Genomic DNA, 9,251 nt, shown 5'->3' on the forward strand with positions numbered 1-9,251 from the left:
TAACAACATGAAATTGTATTCTATTAACAATATCTTTTTAGAGAAAATGCTTCTCAGAAAATCTGGTTTTCTATCAATAATTTTAGTAATAATTACTCAATATTTTTAACAAAAACCGAATGGAGCGAACAAATGAGGTTTGTCTTAAGACGTCGCAAGTTGGGTCAATTGATGGTCTTCAGCACAGTAGCGGCGACGATCGCTAATTTTGTAGAGAAAGCTGTAGCAGAAACTCAAGTAAAAAAAACTACTCCTATGCTGGCAACTTACACTTCTGAAACGGTGAAGGTGACGCTGCAAGTAAACGGAACACCACATAATTTGCAGATTGAACCGCGTGTTACCTTACTTGATGCGCTTCGGGAATACATAGGATTAATTGGTACTAAAAAAGGTTGCGATCATGGTCAGTGCGGTGCTTGCACGGTGCTGGTTGATGGGCAACGGATTAATTCGTGCCTGACATTTGCAATTATGCACACTGATGCAAAAATCACAACTATTGAAGGGTTGGAGCAAGGAAACAATCTGCACCCGATGCAAGCTGCGTTTCTGTCCCGCGATGCGTTTCAGTGTGGCTACTGCACGCCAGGACAGATTTGTTCGGCGGTGGGTTTGGTGAATGAGGGACACGCTAAATCGGATGCCGACATTCGCGAACTAATGAGCGGCAATATCTGCCGTTGCGGTGCTTATCCAAATATCGTGGCTGCTGTCCGCGATGTCTTAGAGGGAAAAAAAGATGCAGCCGTTTAGCTATAAAAAAGCGGGACAAGCAGAGAATGCCGTGGCTTTGGTTACTCCAGAGGTGGAAGCTGCTTACTTGGCAGGGGGTACAAGCTTAATTGATTTAATGAAGCTGAATGTACAAACGCCAAAACAGTTAGTTGACATTAACCCACTACCGTTAACCAAGATAGAAGTACAGGGTAATGGGGTGCGGATTGGAGCAATGGCAAGCAATAGCGATGTTGCTTATAATCCGATAATTCAGGAGCGTTACCCGGTACTGTCGGAGGCTTTGCTATCTGGGGCATCACCGCAACTGCGAAATATGGCAAGTGTGGGCGGAAATTTACTGCAACGTACCCGCTGTTACTACTTCCGCGACACCGCTTTCCCCTGCAATAAGCGCGTTCCTGGTTCAGGTTGTCCGGCAATCGAGGGTTATAACCGCATCCATGCGATTCTTGGCGGTAGCGATCGCTGTATTGCCACTCATCCCTCTGATATGGCGGTGGCAATGATTGCACTCGATGCCGTTGTGCAGACACGCGGGCCGAGAGGAGAGCGTAGTATTCCACTGGTAGATTTTCATCTCGTACCGGGAAATACGCCAGAAAGGGAGACGGTTCTAGAACACGGAGAGTTAATTGTTGCCGTTGACTTACCTGCTTTAAACTTCGCAAAGCGATCGCACTATTTAAAAGTCCGCGATCGCGCCTCTTATGCCTTTGCAATGACATCGGTTGCGGCGGCATTAGATATTCAAAATGGGATTATTCGCTCGGCACGCATTGCCCTTGGTGGCGTCGGCACAAAGCCCTGGCGCGCCTTTGAAGCGGAAAAAGTGCTTCTGAACAAGCCGGCAAATCAGGCAACATTTCAAGCAGCAGCACTGGCTGCGATCGCCGGAGCTAAACCTCAAAAATACAACGGCTTTAAAGTCGAACTGACTAAACGCACAATTGTTAAGGCGCTGACAACGGTGGGAGGGATGGCATGAATACAGGGGATAAAAATATAGTTGTCGGCAAACCGTTAAATCGAGTTGATGGATACCTGAAGGTGACTGGTGGCGCGCGTTACGCGGCTGAGTTTCCGATCGCCAAAATGACTTATGGCGTAACAATTCAAAGTGCGATCGCCAAAGGTAAAATTGCCCAAATCGATACAAAGGCGGCGGAACAAGTACCGGGTGTATTAGCAGTAATTACCCACCTTAACGCGCCCAAAGCTTCTGGAGAAAAGGGCGGGGGTCATAAGGTGCAAGTGTTACAAGATAACATTGTGCTGTATAGCGGTCAGCATATTGGTGTCGTCGTTGCCGATACCTTTGAACGAGCGATGTATGCTGCCTCCCTCGTACAAGTTCGCTATGACGAAGAGAAACCAACCATTAATATGCGGGACAATCTCACTAAGGCATACTTACCTAAAGGTAAAATCCCTAGAGACGAACCGCCCGATTTAGCGCATGGCAATGTTAACCAGGGACTAGCGGCGGCGGCTGTCCGCGTCGAGCAAACCTATACCACCCCAGTAGAAAATCACAATCCGATGGAGCCTCATGCTACAACAGCAGTTTGGCAAGGCGATGAACTGCTGCTGTATGACGCAACTCAGGGAATTTTTTCGACTCAAAAAAAAGTTGCGGAGGTATTAGGAATTGAGCCTGAGAAAGTCCGCATTATGTCTTACTTTGTGGGCGGTGGCTTCGGTTGTAAAGGATCGGCTTGGTCGCATGTACCGCTAGCGGCGATCGCAGCAAAGCAGGTTAATCGCCCAGTGAAATTAGTTCTGGGACGGATACAGATGTATGGGCCTGTGGGCTTCCGACCAGAGACAATTCAACAGGTTTCTTTAGGTGCAACCCGCGATGGCAAATTGACTGCTCTGCGACACGCCGGGATTTCGCAAACTTCAACTTTCGATGAATTTATCGAACCTGTTGGTAAAAGCGCCCGGATGCTTTACGCTAGCCCGAATATCGAAACTAGCCACCATTTGGTTCAGCTCGATCAAGGAACACCAACCTATATGCGGGCCCCAGGCGAAGCTTCTGGGTCGTTTGCCTTAGAATCGGCAATGGACGAACTGGCTTATGCCCTCAATATCGATCCGGTAGAGCTGCGTCTGCGTAACTATGCTGAAGTCGATCCTAGTAAAGGAATACCTTGGTCGAGCAAGTCACTGAGAGAATGTTACAAATTAGGAGCAGAAAAGTTTGGCTGGCAAAAGCGCAATCCCAAGCCCCGTTCGATGCGAGATGGTAATTATTTAATTGGTTGGGGGATGGCGACAGCTACTTATCCTACCAACCGTTCCCCAGCATCAGCGATCGCTCAAATTATGGCAGATGGTACAGCCGTTGTATTGAGCGGTTCCCAAGATATTGGTACGGGAACTTATACTGTGATGACTCAAGTTGCAGCTGAGGCACTCGGTTTACCAGTTAGCAAAGTCCGGTTTGAACTAGGCGATACGAAGATGCCACAAACCCCTATTTCTGGTGGCTCCCAAACCGCCGCTAGTGTCAGTTCGGCCGTGTATTTAGCGGGAAATCAAGCACGCAGTCAGCTTTTGCAACTAGCACTTGCCGATCGAAAATCGCCGCTTTATAGTTCAAATGCTGAGGATGTGATTGCCGAAAATGGCAGCTTTTTCTTAAAAAATAAATCCTCCGCCAGCGAAACTTATCAGGCAATCTTGGCACGGCATGGAAAGAAAATGATCGAAGCGCGTGCAGATGCCAAGCTGGGAGAAGAACAGAAGAAGTTCTCAATGCACGCATTTGGAGCGCAGTTTGCCGAAGTTCGCGTTGAGCCTGATTTGGGTGAAGTGCGAATAAGCCGCTGGGTGGGAACTTTTGGCGCGGGACGCATCCTCAATGCTAAAACAGCCAACAGTCAGCTGATCGGTGGGATTATTTATGGCATCGGCATGGCGTTAATGGAAGATACGCTAACAGACCCGAACCGAGGACGCGTTGTCAACCACGACTTAGCTGAGTATCACGTACCAGTGAATGCAGATGTTCCTGATATTGAGGTGTTGTTTGTCGATGAAGACGATCCACATATCAACCCGCTTGGTGTCAAGGGAATTGGTGAAATTGGCATTACCGGTGCTGCGGCAGCGATCGCTAACGCCGTCTATCATGCCACCGGTAAGCGCGTCCGTGATTTGCCAATTACATTAGATAAACTGCTGTAGATATGGCGATCGCTAAAAGGATGAAAGCTCAATCATACGATTAGCGATCGCTACATTACTCATATCTTGCACCAGGCGACTAGAAGCCGCGGCTACACGAGACTTTACCTGCCTCCGCAGGTTGAAAAGCCTTGGTTTTGCGTTAGTCTGCGGAGATTCTCTCATTAGACTTCTTGGCATTTGTCGGGGAAAAGGGTAAAGAAACTCAAAATCCTTTCCCTTTAACCTTTACCCTTTTCCCTAAGAGTGCAAAAATATATTTTTGCAAGATGTCTATTGATGTCAACAGGCGATTAGAAAATCCTTGTTGACACAACCAGGATCAAAGGTAGTTTTTCGACGGAAAATTTAGGGAATGAAACACCCCTGCCTAACTTAGGAGTTCTCCTGTTTCTTGCAGGGAGTGCAAGCGACGGTAAATACCCTCGTGACGCAAGAGTTCATCGTGGCTACCCACTTCTACAATCTTTCCTTGCTCTAGAACGACAATTTTATCAGCTTCCCGGACTGTGCTTAAACGGTGGGCAATCACAATGGTGGTGCAAGTGCCCTGAATCGATCGCATCGCTAGCTGAATTGAACGCTCAGACTCATAATCTAAACTAGAGGTGGCCTCGTCAAAAATCAGCACGTCTGGTTCCACTAACAACGCCCTAGCAATTCCTAAACGTTGTCTTTGTCCTCCAGATAACCTGACACCTCGTTCTCCCACAACGGTGTAATAACCTTGGGGTAAGTGCTGCACTACTTCATCGACTCTGGCAATTCTACAGGCTTCCTTAACCTGCTCCAAACTGGCATTAGTTCTGCCATAAGTCAGGTTATCGAAGATAGTACCGTTGAAAACGTCTACTTCTTGGTGAACGATCGCTAGCCTTCGTCTATACTTACCTACATTCAAAGTGCGAATATCTTGACCATCAATCAGAATTTGACCTTCTTGAGGTTCAAAATATCGCAGCAGTAATTTTACTAAAGTAGACTTACCAGAACCGGAACGCCCCACTAATGCCACTGTTTGGTATGGCTCAATCAACAAGTTGATATCTTGCAAAACTTGACGGTTGGCATCATATCCAAAACTGACGTGTGACAACTCAACTTTTCCAGTAAATTTATAAGGTGATTCTGTCTGGTTACTCTCTTCCAAAAGACTAGCTGAATCAGATGCAGTTGGCTCTTGGAGAAATTCGTGAAACCGCAACATTGAAGAATAACGACGGGCAAAAATTTCTGCCAAATTGCTAATAGGTTCTAATTCGGCATAAGCCATGCTAGAAAGAGTTAAAGTCATGACAAAGTGACCGAGAGAAATTCTTCCGTCTGCTGTTGCTGCGAGAGTCATACCCAGAATAGTAAAGACGCAGAACTGAATTACAGTTCTTTGCCAAGTAGCCAGTTTCGTATAACCTTTGTGGACGCGATACTCAACCACCATTAATTCGCGATCCAAACGTTGCTTTTGCCGCTTCAGTTCGTTAGCTTCTGTGGCAAATGCTTTCACCGTTTTGATGTTGGTGATCAGTTCCGAATTACGGCTTTCAGTATCCTCTCCATATTTATCCAGAATAGTTTCGTGCCAAATTAGCTGCTTTAAATCCTTCAAGGTAAAGCTAAGAATAAGCACAAAGGAAATCAGATATAAAATCGCAATTCGCCACTCAATCACTAAGATAAAAACGAAAATTCCTAGCACCCGAACTAGTTTAGGAATCAATTGTCCCGCAATTTCGGGGTACGTAAAAGTGTGGTTAGAAATACCTCTAGCTATTCTTCCCGCAATGCGTCCAGGGTTATTTTCATCATAAAATTCTAGTGGAAGAGTGAGAATTTTTTCTATGGCTATTTGGGCTTTCTGCCGACGTAACCTTAAGGTTATACCCCAATGAAACCAATGAGTTAACCAAGGTTGTGTTGGCGCTCTCACTACGGTGACAAGGAAAACTAAACCCAGCAATAAACTCAAAGATAGAGTTTTAGTAACTGGATAATTAGTGATGTCCGAAAAAGTTGCGATCGCACTTTGAAGTGGTTTGTCCAAGGGTTGAGCAGACAAAACGTTTAATATCTGCCCGATCGCGTAAGGAACAACCAAATCAATAATTTCGTAAACGCTGGATGCTCCGATACTAAAGAGACTCAGCTTCCAATCAGAGCGAAAATAATTGACAATATCTTGAAATTTGGCCATGATGCACACCGTCCAAGAGCGCGATCGTAAACTTGGAATTTATATACTACAAACGTATTACAAAGTAGTCAAGAGCTAGATGACAAATCACTCTTTGGGAGTAGTTGGTAGTTCTTGAGGGAAAAATTCGAGGCGATAGCGGTAGAGAGCAACTGGTCGAGAACCGGCTTTAAAGTAATCTGGATCTTGGGGTGAAAGATAAACAGCAGTTACTTGATCTGCCTCAATCGCCGGATTAGATGTTGGAAGTTTATGATAAGCCGTAGTAGATTCTACAGAGTTTAAATAGGGGCGCGAACCGCCTTTAAATAGTTGTTGAAACACTTCTGTGGTGATGAACTTGCCATCAGGGGTAGTTTCTGTGGCGCGTGCAGTCACAATAGAAACTAGTTGGCGACTGCTACGTAAGAATGTAATTTGACGATTAGGTGAATCTGGATCTACTTTGACTGATAACACTGCTTCATCCCCTAAATAAGCCCTTGCCAAATTCAAGCTATTAAACGCTCTATCCGCTACTAAACTTGGGGATTTATCATCTATCTCAGGTAATATTTTTAACCAAGGAGTATGTGCTTGCTCCCTCACAAATCTTACTACAAAACTCACAGGCTGATTTAATTGTCGGCGATTACCTTCAAACCCTGGTGTTACAATCTCTGGTGCTAAAGGCGCAGCTAAATCTACCAAAGTACTTGTAACTTTCCAAGTACCAGCCATCCATTTAGGGTAAACCAAATCACCCGAAGCCGGTTGCACTGAAGTTAGTTTTTCCCATTGGGGAAAATTTGCTAGCCTTTCAGACAACTCTCCTGCTAAAGCATCGCCACCCCAAATAAGGAATAAAAATAGCAAGCAAAAACTCCAAATTCCCTTTATTACAAGCATTAGCAGTTTTGTATTTAATGGTTATTGTTTATCGATTAAAAATTAAGTAATTTTCTGTAATAAATTAAAACTTTGTAGTGAGATAATTAGCCCTATCCCGAATTTATAGTGATAGCATGACATTGGCATTAGGCATGATTGAAGTTTATGGCGTTCCCACAGCAGTGGAAGCGGGAGATGCCATGTGTAAAGCTGCCCGTATAACCCTTGTTGGTTATGAAAACACTGATTTGGGACGAATTACCGTCTTAATTCGAGGAGCTATAGGCGAGGTTAATGTAGCAGTGACAGCAGGATTAAAGGCGGTGCTGCGAGTTGACGGTGGGGAGGTACTTTCTAATCACATTATTCCCCGTCCCCACGAAAATTTAGAATATATTTTACCGATTCATCGCAGCGTTAATATCGAGCAGTTCAGTGCAGATATCCGATTTCCTCCGCCCCTATCAGTTTAGCTGTATTAAATTTCTGCTGGTAAAGGTTGCCAAACTTCCCCATACTTATCTTTTAAAGTTTGCCAAGCTTCCACTTGTCCTGGTTCATATTCTCCCGGTTTACCCCATTGTAAAAAGAGGCTTAAAGCAGACTCCTGTTTATCATCTAAAAACCGGATGGCATAGGTTGTAAAGTTACCCCTCTTCGCTTCACCTGTTTCAAATTTCACCTGAGTGATTTTATCCATATTCAAGTGAAATTCAAAGCCTTCAGTATGCATATTCGCATACTTACCTTTAGGCAATTCTGCATAAAATAACTTTTCTATTTTGCCTCGTGCTTCTAATACAGCAGCGCTGCTAGTAACAATTAAACGCAAAGTTCCCAAAGTCTCGCAAGCTTCTAAAAATTCTTTCAATGTTGTGGTCATTTGTCATTTGTCCTTTGTTATTTGTCATTTGTCATTGGTTCAACGATGATTCCTAACTAATACCCAATGCCCTATGCCCAATCCCTATTTTTCATATTGTTCATAAGCAGCGACAATACGCTGAACTAGAGGATGGCGCACAACATCTCTTTGGGAAAATTCGCAAAAGGCAATGCCTTCAACGTGTTTTAAAATTTGTAAAGCTACTCCTAAACCCGATTGTTGATGAAGCGGTAAATCAGTTTGTGTCATGTCGCCTGTAATCACCATCCGCGAACGGAAACCCAAACGAGTCAAAACCATTTTCATCTGAGCGGGTGTAGTATTTTGAGCTTCATCGACAATTATAAAAGCGTTATTGAGAGTGCGTCCCCGCATATAAGCGAGTGGTGCGACTTCAATCACACCGCGTTCCATTAAACTGGGCACTTTTTCTGGGTCGATGAATTCATAAATAGCATCGTAAAGTGGGCGAAGATAGGGATTAACTTTCTGCTGTAAGTCTCCAGGCAAAAAACCGAGTTTTTCACCGGCTTCGACGGCAGGGCGAGTTAAAATTAGCTTTTCCACTTGGTTGGCAAGGAGTGCTTGGACGGCGACAACAACAGCGAGATAAGTCTTGCCAGTACCAGCAGGGCCAATTCCAAAGGTGAGATCGCGTCTACGGAGTGCGTCGATATATTGACGCTGGCGGAAGGTTTTGGCACGGACTTCTTCACCCCGGCGACTTTTGGCGAGGACATCCCGCTGTAAATCTTGCAGTTCCCCTTGCCGATCGCTATCTATGGCTTGACGGGCTGTTAAAATATCGGCACTGGAAATAGTATTGCCTTTTATCCAGAGGTCTTCAAGCGATCGCACTAATCGAGAAGCCAGATCAATTTGCTTTTCAGTACCAGAAATCACTAATTCCTGTCCGCGTAGCACTAAAGTGGCCCCTGTTTGCCGAGATAGGATTTTGAGATTTTCTTCTCCATCTCCGCCAAGAGCGATCGCACTGGTAACATTCGGCAGCTGAATTGTTAAGGCACCTGCCATAGTATTTCTTAATTGGTGAGGATCTGTATTTGACAAAGGTTAATTTTTCTCGCTAACGGCGAAATTATGTTTTTATTACTTACATCTTGAAAAATTTTTGTAATAAATGAATCGTTCGTAGGGGCGTACAGCTTGCCCTCATCCCCTAACCCCTTTTCCCAACATGGGAGAAGGGGAACTGGAGAATTTACTCCCCTCTCCATTTTGGGCTACGGTGTATACACAAGTCTTCTAGAGTTGCGCCACAGGCTTTTGATCCCCCCAACCCCCCTTTTTAAGGGGGGCAAAAAGCTCTCAAAGTCCCCCTTTTTAAGGGGGATTTAGGGGGATCTA

Annotated in this window: 9 protein-coding genes; 4 read left to right on the plus strand and 5 right to left on the minus strand. The window is 44.9% G+C overall.

Features of this window, described 5'->3' with window-relative positions:
- The first annotated feature begins 132 nt into the window (after positions 1-132).
- From ACM0OX_RS13260 to ACM0OX_RS13270, 3 genes are read left to right on the plus strand one after another with little or no spacing between them, the layout of a single operon-like run.
- Positions 133-756, plus strand: coding sequence for a (2Fe-2S)-binding protein (locus ACM0OX_RS13260; protein ID WP_414515359.1), 624 nt, complete (start codon positions 133-135; stop codon positions 754-756).
- On the plus strand, positions 743-1,726 hold the full coding sequence (locus tag ACM0OX_RS13265; RefSeq protein WP_414515361.1) for an FAD binding domain-containing protein: 984 nt from the start codon (positions 743-745) through the stop codon (positions 1,724-1,726). The genes ACM0OX_RS13260 and ACM0OX_RS13265 overlap by 14 nt, the downstream gene beginning before the upstream one ends.
- The gene (locus ACM0OX_RS13270) at positions 1,723-3,936 is read left to right on the plus strand and encodes a xanthine dehydrogenase family protein molybdopterin-binding subunit (RefSeq protein ID WP_414515362.1); all 2,214 of its coding nucleotides are present in this window, start codon (positions 1,723-1,725) and stop codon (positions 3,934-3,936) included. Before ACM0OX_RS13265 ends, ACM0OX_RS13270 begins: the two co-directional genes overlap by 4 nt.
- 12 nt (positions 3,937-3,948) lie before the next feature.
- Here the strand turns inward: ACM0OX_RS13270 and ACM0OX_RS13275 are convergent, their stop codons facing one another.
- The 3 genes from ACM0OX_RS13275 to ACM0OX_RS13285 all read right to left on the minus strand — a co-directional run bounded on the left by ACM0OX_RS13275 (position 3,949) and on the right by ACM0OX_RS13285 (position 7,015).
- Positions 3,949-4,101: a hypothetical protein gene (locus ACM0OX_RS13275; RefSeq protein WP_414515364.1), complete on the minus strand. Its 153-nt coding sequence runs from the start codon at positions 4,099-4,101 to the stop codon at positions 3,949-3,951.
- A gap of 205 nt (positions 4,102-4,306) precedes the next feature.
- On the minus strand, positions 4,307-6,127 hold the full coding sequence (locus ACM0OX_RS13280) for an ABC transporter ATP-binding protein (RefSeq protein WP_414515365.1): 1,821 nt from the start codon (positions 6,125-6,127) through the stop codon (positions 4,307-4,309).
- A gap of 87 nt (positions 6,128-6,214) precedes the next feature.
- Complete coding sequence (locus tag ACM0OX_RS13285) at positions 6,215-7,015, minus strand: DUF6816 family protein (protein ID WP_414515367.1); 801 nt, start codon at positions 7,013-7,015, stop codon at positions 6,215-6,217.
- Positions 7,016-7,131: 116 nt separating this feature from the next.
- Here ACM0OX_RS13285 and ACM0OX_RS13290 point away from each other — a divergent pair, with 116 nt between their 5' ends.
- Positions 7,132-7,470, plus strand: a complete 339-nt coding sequence (locus tag ACM0OX_RS13290) for a carbon dioxide-concentrating mechanism protein CcmK (RefSeq protein WP_414515369.1) — start codon at positions 7,132-7,134, stop codon at positions 7,468-7,470.
- Between the two features lie 5 nt (positions 7,471-7,475).
- Here the strand turns inward: ACM0OX_RS13290 and ACM0OX_RS13295 are convergent, their stop codons facing one another.
- A complete protein-coding gene (locus tag ACM0OX_RS13295) occupies positions 7,476-7,880 on the minus strand; it encodes a ChuX/HutX family heme-like substrate-binding protein (protein WP_414515370.1) in 405 nt (134 codons plus the stop codon).
- Between the two features lie 84 nt (positions 7,881-7,964).
- Positions 7,965-8,918, minus strand: a complete 954-nt coding sequence (locus ACM0OX_RS13300) for a PhoH family protein (protein ID WP_414515371.1) — start codon at positions 8,916-8,918, stop codon at positions 7,965-7,967.
- Positions 8,919-9,251: the final 333 nt, after the last annotated feature.

The sequence above is a fragment of the Nostoc sp. PCC 9305 genome, from assembly GCF_963920915.1.
GTDB lineage: Bacteria > Cyanobacteriota > Cyanobacteriia > Cyanobacteriales > Nostocaceae > Nostoc.